The sequence below is a fragment of the Maribacter luteocoastalis genome, assembly GCF_048890225.1.
Taxonomy (GTDB): Bacteria; Bacteroidota; Bacteroidia; order Flavobacteriales; family Flavobacteriaceae; genus Maribacter; species Maribacter luteocoastalis.
In genome coordinates, this window is record NZ_JBMFZG010000003.1 from 25,717 (window position 1) to 41,635 (window position 15,919).

Consider the following 15,919-nt stretch of genomic DNA (forward strand, 5'->3'; position numbering starts at 1 on the left):
AAAATGGCAAACAAAGAATATTTTAAGGGGATAGGAAATATAAAATTTGAAGGAAAGGATTCTGACAATCCACTGGCATTTAAATATTACAATCCAGACCAAGTGGTTGCAGGGAAAACAATGAGAGATCATTTTAAGTTTTCCATAGCTTACTGGCATACCTTCTGTGGACAGGGTTCTGATCCTTTTGGCCCGGGGACTCAAAATTTTGAATGGGATAAGGCTGCAGATCCTGTACAGGCGGCCAAGGACAAAGCAGATGCCGCTTTCGAATTTTTTGATAAAATAGGCTTTGATTACTTCTGTTTCCATGATTTTGATTTGATACAAGAGGGACCAACTTTTGCAGAATCAGAAAAGAGGTTGCACACTATCGTAGATTACATAAAGGAAAAGCAAAATGCTTCTGGTAAAAAATTACTTTGGGGTACGGCCAACTGTTTTTCCAATCCACGTTATATGAACGGTGCAGCCACAAATCCTGAATTTAATGTTTTGGCGAGGGCAGGTGGACAAATAAAACTGGCATTGGACGCCACTATGGCACTAAATGGTGAAAACTATGTGTTTTGGGGTGGCCGTGAAGGGTATATGTCCCTATTGAATTCTGACATGGGTCGTGAATTAGATCATATGGGGCAATTTTTGGTAATGGCAAGGGATTATGCAAGAAGTCAAGGTTTTAAAGGTAATTTCTTTATTGAGCCTAAGCCAATGGAACCAATGAAACATCAATATGATTTTGATTCCGCCACAGCAATTGGGTTTTTAAGGGAGTATGGTCTAGACAAGGATTTTAAAATCAATATTGAAGTCAACCACGCAACTTTGGCACAACATACTTTTCAGCACGAAATTGCCGTGGCTGCCAAAGCAGGAATGCTAGGTAGTTTAGATGCCAATAGAGGAGATTACCAAAATGGTTGGGATACTGATCAGTTTCCAAATAATATTCAGGAAACAACGGAAGCCATGTTAGTGTTCTTGGCAGCAGGCGGCTTGCAAGGTGGCGGTGTTAATTTTGATGCTAAAATTAGACGTAATTCAACCGATTTGGAAGATATTTTCCTTGCACATATAGGTGGTGCAGATACATTTGCCAGGGCTTTGGTCACAGCTGATAAAATAATGTCATCATCAGCCTACAATAGCCTTAGGGAAAAAAGATATAGTTCTTTTGATGCCGGAAAAGGAAAGGCATTTGAGGAAGGAAAACTAGATTTGAACGATTTATATAAGATTGCCCAAGAAAATGGTGAGTTGCCATTGGTTAGTGGAAAACAGGAATTGTTTGAAAATATAATCAATCAATATATATAACCAGTAAGATATAAGTGAAGAGGGTCTTGAGGTGTAATCAAGGCCCTTTTTGGTTTTAATTCATGAAAAAAATAACCTTAAAGGATATTGCCAAACATTTTGGTGTTTCTATTTCTACTGTCTCTAAAGCAGTGAATGATAGCCACGAGATAAGTAATGCATTAAAAAAGCAGATACAGCAATTTGCCAAGGACCAACATTACAAACCCAATAAGCTTGCCTTAAACCTCTTAAATAGAAGCACTAAGACCATAGGGGTAATCGTGCCAAATATTTTAAATTATTTCTTCGTCCAGGTACTTTATGGTATTGAAAAGGTTGCCAATGAGCATGGGTACAATATAATTAGTTGCATTAGTGATGAATCGTATGAAAAGGAATGTAAAACATTAGAGTTACTGGATTCTGGTACCGTAGATGGTCTCATTATTTCTTTATCGGAAGAAACGCAGGTAAATGATAAAATAGATGCATTAAGTGATCTTTCAAATAGCCAAATACCTTTGGTGTTGTTTGATAGGATTTCGGATAGGATAGATTGTGATAAGGTAATCGTAGATGATTTTGAGGCAGGTTATAAGAGTTCAAAACATTTTCTAAATATTGGTTGTAAAAATATTGCATTTGTTTCACCTATAGGTAAATCCAGTGTGGGCCAATTAAGGTTGCAGGGATACAAAAAGGCACTGTTGGAATTTGAGATAGCGTTTGATCCAAAATTGGTAATAGACTTCAAACCAAATGCTGATTTGGAACTTTTAATGTCACTATTATTAAATTATAAACAGATTGATGGTATTTTGGGCCTCGACGAGATAACTGCTGTTAAAATACTTCACATAGTTAAAGCTAGGGGGTATAATGTTCCCGAGGATATTTCTATAATTGGATTTACCAACGGACAGTTATCAAAATACGTAACTCCATCATTGACCATGGTGAGTCAACATGGCAAGTATATAGGTGAAAGGGCAGCCGAACGTTTAATCAATAGAATTAAAAACCCTTCCCAACCATTTAAGACGCAAGTGGTTAAAACCAGTTTATTGATTCGCGATTCTACAAAGAAACTTCAATAGATCAAACAGTATCGGGATTGGGGTGAACCCAGGTACCACGATACGTTCTCTCCAGTAAATTTGTAGCCTCCTGGTCGTTTACGACCGTTTTGGTTTTAGGATCATATACCAAAGGTCTTTTTAAATCCATGGACATATTGGCTAGAATACAACTAGCGGTAGAAATGTGCCCTTCTTCTATATCAGCAATAGGTCTAGTTCCATTTTTTATCGCTTCTAAAAAGTTTATCATATGTCTTCTTGTAGCTGGTGCCGCATTAAGTTCATTATCCTTTTCCACTAAATCTTCTGGATATTTTTCTTTTTCGTAGAGAACATCAAAGTGTAAAGGTTCTCCTTCGCCATAAGGAATAAAGTCCGCTTGCATAGTGCTTCCCTTAAGAACGCCCTTATCTCCATAAATTATAAAGGCCCATGGATATTCTGGGTCTGCAGGGTACCCCCAGCTTCTATGTTGCCATACACAGTTTAAGTCATCATATTCAAAAATTGCTGTTTGCGTATCTGAAATATTGGACTTACCGTCTTTTTGAACATATATGCCACCTTCACTGCTAATGCGTTTTGGCCACCCCAAATCCAACATCCAACGAACAGTATCCAGCATATGAACGCACATATCGCCCATAATCCCATTACCATATTCCTTAAATGTACGCCACCACCTTCTATGTGGAATACCGTCATAAGGTCTGAGTGGAGCAGGTCCGGTCCACATTTCATAATCTAGAAAATCGGGAACTGGTTGTAAAGGAGGATTTCCATTGGCACGCATGTGATAATAGCAACACATTTCTACATGTGCAACTTTGCCAAGTAGGCCAGCATCAACAATTTGTTTTTTAACATCAATTAAATGCGGTGTGCTTTTTCTTTGTGTACCTACCTGAACCACTTTATTATATTTTCGAGCTGCGGCTACCATAGCTTCTCCCTCTATCACATCAACACTAATAGGTTTTTGAACGTAAACGTGTGCTCCGGACTTCAAGGCTTCGATACACATTAGGGCATGCCAATGATCCGGCGTGCCAATTAGTACAATGTCCAAATCACTCTTTTTTAGCATTTCCCTGTAATCTGAATATAATTTGGGCTTTTTACCATTTTTTTGTCTTTCTGACACAAGTTCTGCAACTTCATTTAAAAAATTGGAATCCACGTCACACAAAGAAATTACTTCAACATTGGCAACTTGTATAAGTTTGAATAAATCACTTGTACCATACCACCCTGTTCCAATTAAACCTACTCGTTTTGGTTTTTCATCCTTGAAAAATTCAAATCCATAGGTGCCAACGGAAGAAAGTAAGAGTGATGCGGTAGCTCCTTTTATAAAATTCCTTCTTTTTAACTGATACGGTTGATTATTCATTTTTTTTTTGGTTTAAACGCTAGGCTGTCAATTATTCGTAAAAGTTATAAAATGATTTTTACACTTCTAAATATAATCAGGAAAGAAATAACTTTTAAATGCAATCAAATGATTCATGAATTTGTGTTGTTAATATATTGAAAAACCTTCTTTTTTTTGATAAATTCTTTAAATTGTACCTATAATCAAACTACAAATTATGCAAATAAAGGAATCTTCAGAAATCTATGATGTAATTATTGTAGGTTCGGGAGCAGGTGGTGGTATGGCCACCAAACAGTTGGCAGATGCCGGATTAAATGTTGCCGTGGTAGAAGCGGGACCTTATTTTGACCCTGCGGATCCAGTAACCATGACACAATTAAAATGGCCTTATGAATCCCCTAGAAGAGGAGCAGGTACTGACAGGGCTTTTGGTGAGTGGGATATGTCTTGGGGAGATTGGGAGGTTGAAGGGGAACCTTACACCCATGAAGAGGGTACTGATTTTAAATGGTGGCGTGCAAGAATGCTTGGAGGACGTACAAATCACTGGGGCCGTATTTCCTTACGGTTCGGACCTAAAGATTTTAAAGGAAAAACACGTGATGGCCATGGAGATGATTGGCCTATAGGATATGAAGATGTTAAGCCTTATTATGATAAGCTAGATAAGTTAATAGGTGTTTTTGGTACCAATGAAGGTAGGGAAAATGATCCAGATGGATTTTTTCTTCCCCCGCCAAAACCAAGATTGCATGAGTTATTTTATATAAACGGTGCTAAAAAATCTGGAATTCCTGTAATTCCAGGTCGACTTTCAATGTTGACCAAGAAAATTAATAATGACCGTGGCGTTTGTTTTTATTGCGGACAATGCTCAAGATCATGTCAGGTGTATGCTGATTTTTCAGCGGGTAGTTGCTTAATATTCCCAGCACAAAAAAGTGGTGGTAAAGTCAAGATTTTTGTTAACTCAATGGTGAGGGAAATTACAACAAATGAAGAAGGCAAGGCTACAGGCGTATCGTACATAAGTAAGGATGATAGAAAGGAATATAAACTAAAGGCGAAAGTTGTAGTATTGGCTGCATCTGCCTGTAGTTCAGCACGAATACTCTTAAATTCTAAAAGTAAACAACACCCAAATGGTTTGGGCAATAGTAGTGATATTGTTGGTAAATATCTTCATGATTCCACAGGAGCAAGTGCCTCTGGTGTAATTCCTGGTTTAATGAACCGAAAAACTTCTTACAACGAAGACGGTGTAGGGGGTATGCATGTGTATTCACCGTGGTGGGGAGACAATTCCAAGTTAAATTTCCCAAGAGGTTATCATATCGAGGTTTGGGGTGGTATGGGGCAACCTAATTACGGTTTTGGATGGGACCCTAATGGTATGAACAAATATTTTGGACTTAAAGTTGGAGGTTATGGAGACAGTCTTCGTGATGATGTTAAGAAATACTATGGTTCAGTAATTGGTTTCGGTGGACGAGGTGAGGCCATAGCTAGAAAGGATAATTATTGTGAAATAGATCCAACCACAGTAGACCAATTTGGAATTCCTGTTTTGAAATTTAATTATAGGCATTCGGAGTTTGAAATTAACCAGGCCAAACATATGCAGGATACTTTTGAAGAATTAATTCACAATATGGGAGGTATACCTTTAAATGAAAAACCAGGTAAGGATAAAGATTATGGCCTTCTTGCCCCTGGGCAAATTATTCATGAGGTAGGTACTACAAGAATGGGCGATGATCCTAAAACCTCAGTTACCAATAAGTATCAACAATTACACGATGTTGATAATGTTTTTATAGTAGATGCTGGTCCTTTTGTTTCACAGGCAGATAAGAACTGTACATGGACAATTATGGCCCTATCATGGAGGGCATCAGATTATATTATAGAACAATTGAAGCAACAAAATATTTAGAAGATGGATAGAAGAAAGAGTTTACAGACATTACTACTTGGTGGGGCCGCAGCAGGTTCTGGCTTGGTTTTCAACGCATGTAATCCAGAAAATAGTGAAACTATTGATAAGGCGATTGCTGAGAGTAGTGAGAAGTATTTTGGACGTACACCGGAAGAATTGGAACGTTTGAAAAAATTAAACGCAGAACAACTTTTTAATGAACATGAGATGGAAACTATTGGGGCATTAAGTGTTGTTATTCTTCCGCCCAAAGAACCCCATGGTGGCCCTATAGAAGCAGGTGTTCCTGACCTGGTAGAATTTATGGGCAAGGATATACCCTCTATGGCACCTACTTTATTAGGTGGTTTAATGTGGTTAGATCATAAAAGCAATACAGAATTTGGAACCGAATTTAAATCTGCAACGTTAGAGCAGAAAAAACAGATTTGTGATGAAATTTGTTGGCATGACGTAGAGGTTCCTTTGGACAAACAACCTTTGGAAATCCAATTTTTCTATACTATGCGGGGTTTGACAGTTACAGGTTATTACACATCTAAAGTGGGTATAGCAGATTTAGGGTACAAAGGAAATACCCCAAATGTTTGGGATGGCGTACCACAGGATGTTTTAGATCAACATGGAGTTGCCTATGATCCAGAATGGATCGCTAAATGTATTGATCAGAGTAAACGAGGTGTTATTGCCGAGTGGGATGATCAAGGAAATTTATTAACATAAACGAAACTATAAAATGAAAAATTTAGTGACCGTACTAGTGGTTATAGTTTTTGGTAGTTTTTTCACACAAGCACAAGAAGTAGGTTTACAGTTATATAGCCTTAGAAATCAATTTGATCAAGATGTTTCCAATACCTTAGGGTTAATAAATGAATGGGGAATTACCAAAATTGAGGGTGGAGGGACCTACGGTATGCCTTTGCCTGAGTTCAAAGCTTTATTATCTAAAAATGAATTAGAGGTAGTAAGTATTGGTGCTGGATTTGAGGATTTGGAAAAGAATCTTGATAAGGTAGTTGAAAATGCCAAAGATTTTGGTGCTAAATATGTGATGTGTGCTTGGGTTCCCCACGATGACAATAAATGGGACTTGGAGGAGACCATACAAGCTACAAAAGTGTTTAATGAAGCGGGCAAGATTTTAAGTAAGAATGGCTTAATACTGGCATATCATGCGCACGGATACGAATTTAGACCTTATAATGATGGTACTTTATTTGATTACATGGCAGAAAATGCAACTGATTTTAAGTTCGAATTGGATGTTTATTGGGCTCAACATGGAGGTGCGGACCCTTTGGCACTCATGAAAAAATATCCAACCAAGTTCGTTTTACTTCATTTAAAAGATATGAAGAAAGGTATACAAGGGAATAACACAGGTCATGAGGATGTGGAGACTAACGTAGTATTAGGTTCTGGTCAAATTGATATTGAAGGTGTTGTTGCTGAAGCCAAAAACTTAGGAATTGAATATATGTTCATAGAAGATGAATCTTCAAATGTTGTTTCACAAGTACCTAAAAGTTTGGAATATTTGAAAAGCCTTGAATAGAGTTATTTAGAGTTTTTTAAGAGGAAGAGGAGTACTGGATTTGGAGATTAGACAAAACCGTCCAAATCCAGTATCTTTAGTTACCATTAAGGCTTCCGGTAATGAAAAATATACTGTTTTTTTTCCTGCTTATAGGGTCATTCTTGTTAGGATGCGAAAATGAAGGAAAGCATAATGAAGGCAACGTAAAAAAAGCCCTGCCTAATATTATTTGGTTGGTGGCAGAGGATCAATCGCCTGACTTTTTTCCAATGTATGGAGACAGCACCATCTCTTTACCAAATTTAGAATCATTGGCTAAAGACGGCGTTACTTTTACCAATGCAGTTTCTCCTGTACCCGTATGTGCACCAGCCAGAAGTGCTTTGATTACTGGTATGTACCCAACCAGTCTAGGCACACATAATATGCGTACCTATACACCATGGCGAGAAGTTAACGAACCGCTACTAGATAGTTTACCAAGTTATTCTCCAATTGTTCCCAATGGAGTAAAAATGTTTACCGAATACCTTAGAAAAAATGGGTATTATGCAATTAACGGACCTAAAGAGGATTATAATTTTGAACGGACCGATGCCGCATGGGATGAAAGCAGTAAGGACCGTCATTGGAGAAAACGTAAATCGGACCAACCATTTTTTGCTGTTTTCAATTTTGGAGTTTGCCATGAATCGCAGATATGGGCCAGAGGAAAGGATTCTTTATTTGTTGCCCCGGAAACTGTTCCAGTACCTCCCTATTTTCCTGATAACCATATTGTAAGGCATGATTTTGCTGTTAATTACAGTAACCTCAAAAGATTGGATGACCAAGTAGGTGAAATTATTTCAGACCTAAAAGAAGATGGTCTTTATGAAAACAGTATTATTTTTTTTTATGGAGATCATGGAGGTCCTTTTCCTAGGCATAAAAGGGCGCTTTACGATTCTGGTTTAAAAGTACCCTTGGTTATTAAGTTTCCAGAAAACAAGAAAGCTGGCAGTAAGGATGAACGTCTTATTAGTTTTATTGATTATGCCCCTACCGTTCTTTCAATGGCAGTCATTGAACCACCCAAAGTGATGCAAGGTGTAGCACAATTTGGAGCTTATGGAGTACAGAAGGAAAAAAAATATACGTTTCATTCCTCAGATCGGTTTGATGAATTTTATGACCGATTACGAGCTGTACGTTCAAAACGTTTCAAGTATATCCGAAGTTTTAATACGGATTTACCACATGCCATACCTGTTTCTTATCGAGAACAAATGCCCATGATGCGTGAATTACGTAGGTTATATGCAGAAGGAAAGTTAAATAAGGAACAATCACTTTGGCTTAAAGCACCCAAACCAGAAGAAGAACTATACGACTTACAGGAAGATCCATATGAATTAAATAATCTTGTTGACCAACCAAAGCTTAGGGACACCTTAGTACATTAGCGTAAACTTCTTAATGATTGGATGAAGCAAACCTATGATTTAGGGATATTTGATGAAAGGGATTTGATTGCCAAATGGTTGCCAAACGGACATCAACCTAAACTACCACCTTTGGAAATACAGGAAAAAGAGGATGGTGTCCATTTATTAAATAAACGAGCCGATGTATCTATTGTATGGAAAAATCCCAAAGACTCCATATGGAATATGTACACAGAACCTATTCCTTCCAAGATGACTTTTGAGGCAAAGGCAGAACGAATAGGTTATTTGGACAGCGAGATTCTATATTTTGAAGAATAATATAGTCCTCAGCTTATGAAAACATACTATTTTGAAGCACAGTTTCAGTAAAAAAACATATAGAAAAATAAGGAATATTCAACAATTATCGATAATTATCGATAATTTAGGAAATTGGATAAATATTGGAAAAAATGCAAAATATTAAGAGTTTAAGTGTTCGGTTTCTTTTAGGCCTTATGATTTTGGGGCTTACGGTATGGTCATGTAAGGAAGCGACGGTGCCCACTTCAACCCAGTCAAAACAACAACCCTTATTGGGTTACCGCAGCGCTACTATATTAACCATGGAGGGCTTGCAGTTCAAGGACCTAAATCGTAATGGTCTATTAGATGATTACGAAGATTGGAGGTTGACGGACGAGGAAAGAAGTAATGATCTGGTATCGAAAATGACCTTGGAGCAAAAGGCCGGTTTTATGCTTATAAGTACAACTAGATTAGAAAATGATTGGTCTTTTGATACCCCGCAATCTGAGGGCCCCATTACTAGTGGTTTTAATGAAACAGATATGGTAAGAAGTGTGAATATGTTCACCAGAAAACCATTGGATTATCCAATGATTTTTGCTGCTGGAACAACAAAGGCGGTCACACAATTTCATGAAAGACATTTTATATTACGCGCGAACACCACACCAAGAATATTGGCCGAATGGTCGAATAACTTGCAGGCCCTTTGCGAAAGTGATGGTTTAGGTATCCCTGCAATAATTGCTTCCAATCCTAGAAACCATATCACAATAGATGCCTCAATCGGGCTTAGTGTTGGTAAAACTCCATTTTCTGTTTGGCCTGGAGAGCTCGGTTTGGCAGCCATGCGTGATTCGGTATTGGTTCGTGAATTTGCAGATATCGCTAGACAAGAATGGTTGGCAACGGGTATTAGAAAAGGGTATATGTATATGGCCGATCTAGCAACGGAACCACGCTGGCAAAGGGTAGAGGGTACTTTTGGTGAGGATGCCGAGCTTGCTTCACAAATGATACGCGACGTGGTTTTGGGTTTTCAGCGTGAAAGGCTAGGGCCCACTTCAATAGCGCTTACTACAAAACATTTTCCAGGAGGAGGCGCAACCGAGGGTGGTCAAGATCCACATTTTGACTGGGGAAAACGAGAGGTTTTTCCTGGGGGGATGTTTGAAAATAACTTAATACCTTTCAAGGCGGCAATAGCGGCAGGCACATCGGCAATTATGCCTTACTATTCTTTTCCGGTTGGCACTAAATATGAGCAAGTTGCCTATGCATATAACAAGCCTATCTTACAAGATGTACTCAGAGGAGAACTTGGTTTTGATGGAATTATAAATTCTGATACCGGTCCTATCCATATGATGCCTTGGGGGGTAGAGCAGTTGAGCGTTATTGAACGTTATAAGAAGGCGGTAGAAGCTGGTGTGAATATTTTTTCTGGAACGGCCGACCCGACACAACTGATAGAAACCTTGAAAAACAATCCAGATTTGCATGAAAACGTCAATATATCTGTTCAGAAATTGCTTTTGGAAAAATTTCGATTAGGACTTTTTGAGAATCCATATACGGATGTGGATATGGCTGAAAAAATCGTAGGGAAAAAACAGTTTCAAGAAAAGGCGGATGTCGCCATGCGTAAGTCCATCGTTTTACTACGCAATGAAGACAATGGCGAAACGAAGTCGCTCCCAATCCGGTCAAAAACAAAAGTATATTTTGAAACGTACTACCCAAAGAAAGGTGCTAAGTCTTCTAATATCTATGCCCCAGAAGCGAACGATTGGGATATTGACATCGTTGATAACCCCGATAAAGCGGATGTAATTGTAGTATGGGTAATTCCAAAATCACCGTCGCTTTTTGAGTCTGATGGGTCACCGTTGCATGTGAGTTTGTCAAAAAACAACGTAGATATCGATTATATCAATCGACTGAGTTCTAAAAAGCCGACTGTTTTAGTGGTCAACTATAGTAACCCATGGGCCATTGATGAAGTTTACAACCAATCCTCATCAACTATCAAAGCGGTATTGGCAACTTTTGGAACCACACCTGAAGCAATTTTAGACGTGTTGACGGGAAAATTCACGCCAAGTGCTAAAATGCCATTTTCCACGCCCGTTTCAGATCAAGCTGCACAGACTCAAAAGTCAGATGTGCCCGGCTATATGGAAGGTGAGGGATATGCCCTATTCAATTTCCATGAAGGATTATCCTATTGATGGAAAAAGGATAGCGTTATACTTTATATAGTAGAGTGGTGGATAGCATATGGTTTATTCCTTTATGGCAAGGCCTACCATAGAGTCTGCCGTTCCATAATATAAAAACCATTTGTCCTTAAAATATACAAGACCTTCTATAAAGGTTGTCCCTGCCTTATATTGGCCACTAACCTCATGTGGTAAACTTGGGCAAATAAATGGTGTTTCTAACCTTTTTATGAATTTTGTTGGGTCATTTTTATCAAAAAGAACCTGGCCACCGCAATAGGTGCCCTCTGGATATTTGGTAGTTGCACCTTCGCCACTTAAATTTTTGCCATTATATAATAAAAGAATACCGTTATCGGTATATAATGCGGGTGGTCCAGGCTCCGTTAAATGGCTGTCGAACTCGTTCAAGGTAGGTTCAAAAACATGAAGAGGTTCGTTATTTTGGTTTAAAGTAGGCACCCAATTAACTCCATCTTCAGATTGTGCAAGATTTACATATAGTTCTCCCCAATACATTTGGTATTTACCATTAATCCTCTTAGCAATTAATCTACCATTAATCAATTCCGTTACCATAGAACCAGATTTGCTCCAGATATCTAGGAATTTTCCACCATGGGCCTCTTCAAAAACAGGCCCTTGTTTGGTCCAATTTTTTAAATCCTTGGAGGTAGCACTTGATAGTCGCGCAATATCATTGTTCCAACTGGTGTAAAGCATTACATAACTACCATCTGGCATTTCTGTTATCCTCGGATCTTCTATTCCACCTGGTTGGTCCCACTTGGCAAATTCATCATTATCTGGAAAAAGTACTGGTTTTGGGTATTTGGTAAAATTTATACCGTCAGTACTGTAAGACAGACCAATTCGAGAGGTACGTTCCCCTAAAATGGCATCGGGATTGTCTTCTGCCCTAAAAAGGAGAAAAACCGTATCATTTCTAACTATGGCCCCTGGATTAAAAACATCTGCTCGTTGCCATTGCACTTCTTTTTTATGTATAGGGTCTAAAAAAATATAAGTTGAGTCTGATTTCATTATGGGGTTTATATCTGTTTTTTCAAAACCAAGCATCCAAGGTTCCTTATTTTTTTTTGCTTTTTGAGATTTGCTTTGATCTGTTTTACATGATATAAGAAATACGCAAAATGCTGAAATAATTAAAATGATAGACCTCATAATTTTTTTTTAATTGAATTTGTTTAAAGATAAAGCACCTCTATTGAAATTCAACTAAAAGGTAGAAAAATGCTAATTTTGTGTTCTAAAATCAAAAGTTCTAAGATTTTTGATACAAAAAAGATCTGTATCTTCAAACCTTACTATTTTAGCGAAATGTCTTCTTCTAGAAACTTGGATATTTTAGTGTTGGCCTATTTGGTTTTAGCTATTGGCTGTAAAAGAAGTACCAATGCTAAAACCAAATTGGTTCAAGAAAATCCAACAGAAGTATTACAAATAGATACTGTCATTAAGAGTAATGTATCCAAGCCTATCTTTAAAAATTTAGATGGCCTTGCAGATACTACTTTTGTTAGATTGGTGGATTATAGTGATGGATTTGCGTACGATCTTCGATATGCCACAGAGAATAATTTTCTAAAAGCCAAGGTGTATGACTGTGCAGAATGCTATACCAGAGTAAAGACGGTCAAGGCCTTATTGGCAGCTAACGAGGCCTTTAAGGCACATGGGGTAAAAATAAAGTTCTACGATTGTTATAGACCCAATTCAGTTCAATACAAAATGTGGGCTATCGTTCCCAATCCACAATACGTTGCTAACCCCGTAAAGGGATCCATTCATAACAAGGGTGGGGCAGTGGATATTACCTTGGTTACTTTGGATGGTAAGGAATTAGATATGGGTACCGATTTTGATTTTTTTGGAAAAATGGCCTATCATGACAATATGGACCTTCCCCAAGAAATTTTGGATAATAGAAAATTACTAAAGGAAACCATGGAAAATCATGGTTTTTGGAGTATAAGAACAGAATGGTGGCATTATAACCTAGGTATAGCCTCTAATGATAAGATTGCCGATTTTAAATGGGATTGCGAAAGATAAATTCCAGGTTAACTTTTAAAGAGCACAATGAAAACACTAATCTTAACAACCGCATTTTTAATAAGTCTCAATTTGCTTTCTCAAGATACCATTATACCATTATGGCCAGAGGGTAAGGTTCCTAACTTTATTCAAAGTGGTGAAAAGGAAATCCACAAGAATGAGGGTATTCTTATAATTAGTAAAGTGCAAAAACCAACCATAGAAGTTTATCTGCCTTCGCAAAGAAATGCTACTGGGGAAGCGATGTTAATATTTCCAGGTGGCGGTTATGGCGTTCTGGCTTATGATTGGGAAGGGACGGATATCGCGAAATTTCTTAATGGTAAAGGAATTGCGGGAATCGTTGTTAAGTACCGATTACCTTCAGATATTTCCCAAAAGGATAAGCACTATGTACCATTAATGGATGCCCAAAGAGCGATGCGGTTGGTTCGACATAATTCAGCAACCTTTAATATAGCGGCAAATAAAATTGGAATTATTGGTTTTTCTGCCGGAGGTCATTTAGCGTCAACTTTGGGTACTCATTTCAATGAAAAGGTCTACGAATATGTAGATGATGCGGATCAAGAAAGTGCTTGGCCAGATTTTATGGTATTGGGTTATCCGGTAATTTCGTTTGGAAATAGCACACATGGAGGTTCTAAAATGAATTTAATTGGTAAAAATCCATCAGCGGATTTGGTACAACATTTTTCAAATGAAAAACAGGTGACCTCCCATACGCCTCCAACTTTTTTGATGCATGCTACAGATGATGAGGCCGTACCGGTAGAAAACAGTTTGTTATTCTATCAGGCCTTAAAGAATAACGGTGTATCAGCAACTATGCACGTTTATCCAAAAGGTGGTCATGGATTTTCACTAGCAAGAAATGATATCCATCTGCGTGGCTGGACGGAGAGAATGTTTGAATGGATTGAAAGTTTGCGTTAGCTCTAAATTTTACAGAAAGATAGGAGGTAATCGATTTTACTTTTTTATTTTTGCCATCCAATTTGGGGATGTAGCTCTTTGGTGAATTCAAGATAAACTGCACTATAGTGATCTTGATTACCGTTGATAAACTACAAAGCAAGGTAGAGTTGGTTTTATATATTATAATTCGGGATGTAGCGCAGTCCGGTAGCGCACTCGGCTGGGGGTCGAGTGGTCGCAGGTTCAAATCCTGTCATCCCGACAAGCTAAAGCGATAAGGGTTTTCGTAGAAAGTTTACTTTCTTAAGAAAACCTTTCTCATTTGGCTGAATTAAAGCTTCGCTTTAATTTGCATCAATAGCGATGTAAAAGGATTCTGCAAATCCTGCTTTCCTAAGAGAACCAAAGCTTTTGTTTTATAATAAAACGAAGCTTTATTTACAATGAGGGTTTATTGGGATTATCTAAATCCTATCATCCCGACAAGTTAAAGTGAAAAATCACTACCTGAAAATTTATTTTCCTAAGAGAGCTTTTTGAAATTAGTTTATTTCAAGATTTGACTTTAGTTTCACATTTGCACTTAGTGTTCATTAGGATTAGGTAAAGTTTGTCATCCCATTTTGTATCTGCAACTTTAAGCTCTTCAAACAAATTGTAAAAAATAAAAAAGTTTGGGTAGTCCTATTTTTCCGTAAACAGTACATCAATACTTACTTTAGGGTAAATACAATGGGTACTGCCGAGAAAATATAGCAAAACTCTTTAGGTATTACGCCAAATGCAGTGATCAGGGTGTTTTTTTAAATTAATCAATATCAGGCATTACCAAGAACGGAGTAGTAATGTGATAGCCTATTTTCTTGATAATAGGTTCTATAAATATTCGTTCTATGAAAGTGTGTTTGTTTTGTATCATGACCAGTAATTGTGTATCATTTTTTTCTTGAAAATTGGTAATGGCCTGTATTACTTCTTGGTTTGGATACATATGAAACAGATGGGGAATGTCTACCATTACATTGTCTAACAGTCTTTTATTTTTTTGCTGTTTTTCAGACAAATCATAACCATAGGAAACATGAAGGACATCTATACTTGAGCCATGGTCATTGGCAATGTCCAAAAGTACTTGCATTGAAGATTTCTCATACGCTACCTCATAGTCGGTCGGAAAAAGGATTTTTTCTGGTGGTTTAAAGTTATAGTTTGGCGGAATAGCAAGTACCGGCACCTTTGATTTTCTAATGATATGAACGGCATGGGTACCAAGAAAAATTTCTTTAGCACCTGTGGCTCCTTTGGTACCCATGGCTATAAAATCAATTTTATAGTTGTTTACAAAATCCTTTACTTCATCAATTAGGATATTGAAAACCGAATGTATAACCAACTCATGCTTATAATTAGGTAATTCGTATTCCAATTTTTCTTTCAAAGCTTTTAAATTAGTCTCCGAATCATTTTTATAGGCTTCATAAATGCTAAACTGTTCTGGGTTTACCAACATATAGTCTGCATGGTAAATAGCTGGTGTAAAAGTGTTCAGCAAATAAAATGTACACTCCACTTTATTATAAAGCTTCATGGTATAGGTAATCGCATTATATGAGGTTTCAGAAAAATCGGTTGGTAGGAGAATGTGCAACATGGGAAAATATTTTATTTAAAGCTAAAGCTAAATGTAAGAAAGCGTTAAAACCATGATATTGGTCAGTTTTCACTTTCCTGTATTTTGTAACTT

13 protein-coding genes and 1 tRNA gene are annotated in these 15,919 nt (G+C 37.6%); 11 read left to right on the forward strand and 3 right to left on the reverse strand.

Annotated features, from left to right (window positions below; translation table 11 throughout):
* Window positions 1–3: 3 nt before the first annotated feature.
* A complete protein-coding gene (gene xylA / locus ACOCEA_RS07275; RefSeq protein WP_420755563.1) occupies window positions 4–1,320 on the forward strand; it encodes a xylose isomerase in 1,317 nt (438 codons plus the stop codon).
* Window positions 1,321–1,382: 62 nt separating this feature from the next.
* Window positions 1,383–2,399, forward strand: a complete 1,017-nt coding sequence (locus tag ACOCEA_RS07280; protein ID WP_420755564.1) for a LacI family DNA-binding transcriptional regulator — start codon at window positions 1,383–1,385, stop codon at window positions 2,397–2,399.
* Between the two features lies 1 nt (window position 2,400).
* On the opposite strand, the gene ACOCEA_RS07285 is transcribed toward ACOCEA_RS07280, so the two are convergent.
* Window positions 2,401–3,774 carry a Gfo/Idh/MocA family protein gene (locus ACOCEA_RS07285; protein WP_420755565.1) on the reverse strand — a complete coding sequence of 458 codons (1,374 nt, stop codon included), beginning with the start codon at window positions 3,772–3,774 and terminating at the stop codon, window positions 2,401–2,403.
* A gap of 199 nt (window positions 3,775–3,973) precedes the next feature.
* Here ACOCEA_RS07285 and ACOCEA_RS07290 point away from each other — a divergent pair, with 199 nt between their 5' ends.
* The 6 genes from ACOCEA_RS07290 (at window position 3,974) to ACOCEA_RS07315 (ending at window position 11,187) form a co-directional block, all read left to right on the forward strand.
* Window positions 3,974–5,695 carry a GMC family oxidoreductase gene (locus ACOCEA_RS07290; RefSeq protein WP_420755566.1) on the forward strand — a complete coding sequence of 574 codons (1,722 nt, stop codon included), beginning with the start codon at window positions 3,974–3,976 and terminating at the stop codon, window positions 5,693–5,695.
* A gap of 3 nt (window positions 5,696–5,698) precedes the next feature.
* A complete protein-coding gene (locus tag ACOCEA_RS07295; RefSeq protein WP_420755567.1) occupies window positions 5,699–6,421 on the forward strand; it encodes a gluconate 2-dehydrogenase subunit 3 family protein in 723 nt (240 codons plus the stop codon).
* 13 nt (window positions 6,422–6,434) lie between these two features.
* On the forward strand, window positions 6,435–7,256 hold the full coding sequence (locus tag ACOCEA_RS07300; protein ID WP_420755568.1) for a sugar phosphate isomerase/epimerase family protein: 822 nt from the start codon (window positions 6,435–6,437) through the stop codon (window positions 7,254–7,256).
* Between the two features lie 101 nt (window positions 7,257–7,357).
* Window positions 7,358–8,683, forward strand: coding sequence for a sulfatase family protein (locus ACOCEA_RS07305; RefSeq protein WP_420755569.1), 1,326 nt, complete (start codon window positions 7,358–7,360; stop codon window positions 8,681–8,683).
* A gap of 21 nt (window positions 8,684–8,704) precedes the next feature.
* Window positions 8,705–8,986: a hypothetical protein gene (locus ACOCEA_RS07310; protein ID WP_420755570.1), complete on the forward strand. Its 282-nt coding sequence runs from the start codon at window positions 8,705–8,707 to the stop codon at window positions 8,984–8,986.
* 134 nt (window positions 8,987–9,120) lie between these two features.
* Window positions 9,121–11,187 (forward strand): glycoside hydrolase family 3 protein, encoded by a 2,067-nt coding sequence (locus ACOCEA_RS07315; RefSeq protein WP_420755571.1) that lies wholly within the window; start codon window positions 9,121–9,123, stop codon window positions 11,185–11,187.
* Between the two features lie 54 nt (window positions 11,188–11,241).
* Here ACOCEA_RS07315 and ACOCEA_RS07320 read toward each other — a convergent pair whose 3' ends face one another.
* Complete coding sequence (locus ACOCEA_RS07320) at window positions 11,242–12,363, reverse strand: glycoside hydrolase family 130 protein (protein ID WP_420755572.1); 1,122 nt, start codon at window positions 12,361–12,363, stop codon at window positions 11,242–11,244.
* Window positions 12,364–12,519: 156 nt separating this feature from the next.
* Between ACOCEA_RS07320 and ACOCEA_RS07325 the strand changes: the two genes are divergently transcribed.
* The 3 genes from ACOCEA_RS07325 (at window position 12,520) to ACOCEA_RS07335 (ending at window position 14,437) form a co-directional block, all read left to right on the forward strand.
* The gene (locus tag ACOCEA_RS07325; protein WP_420755573.1) at window positions 12,520–13,254 is read left to right on the forward strand and encodes a M15 family metallopeptidase; all 735 of its coding nucleotides are present in this window, start codon (window positions 12,520–12,522) and stop codon (window positions 13,252–13,254) included.
* 27 nt (window positions 13,255–13,281) lie between these two features.
* Complete coding sequence (locus tag ACOCEA_RS07330; protein ID WP_420755574.1) at window positions 13,282–14,193, forward strand: alpha/beta hydrolase; 912 nt, start codon at window positions 13,282–13,284, stop codon at window positions 14,191–14,193.
* Window positions 14,194–14,363: 170 nt separating this feature from the next.
* Window positions 14,364–14,437, forward strand: a tRNA-Pro gene (locus ACOCEA_RS07335).
* Window positions 14,438–14,983: 546 nt separating this feature from the next.
* On the opposite strand, the gene ACOCEA_RS07340 is transcribed toward ACOCEA_RS07335, so the two are convergent.
* Window positions 14,984–15,826, reverse strand: coding sequence for a universal stress protein (locus ACOCEA_RS07340; protein ID WP_420755575.1), 843 nt, complete (start codon window positions 15,824–15,826; stop codon window positions 14,984–14,986).
* Window positions 15,827–15,919: the final 93 nt, after the last annotated feature.